The organism is Sporosarcina sp. OR05 (assembly GCF_041414805.1).
Lineage (GTDB): Bacteria > Bacillota > Bacilli > Bacillales_A > Planococcaceae > Sporosarcina > Sporosarcina saromensis.
On sequence record NZ_JANKJL010000051.1, the window covers coordinates 1 to 221 of the forward strand.

Below are 221 nucleotides of genomic sequence, written 5' to 3' on the forward strand. Positions count from 1 at the left end.
TAGGCAGGAATATGAGAATCAAGTGCGGGAACTAATTAAAGGCAAGGAAAAAGGGCAGTACGTGGTTTCGGTGAAGTACAACACCCTCAAGTCAGCATATAACCGAGCAGGTATGAAGGGATCCCATGCTTTTCGGCATACCTATGCCAGGGAGATGCTGCGGAGTGAGCTGCAAGCCCGAGGCATCGAGCAAGAAGGGCGAACAATGATTCAACGGATGG

The 221-nt window shown here is 50.2% G+C and carries 1 pseudogene; it reads left to right on the forward strand.

From position 1 onward, the window contains the following. A pseudogene (locus tag NRI27_RS18030) lies at positions 1–221 on the forward strand (integrase); the annotation flags it as partial.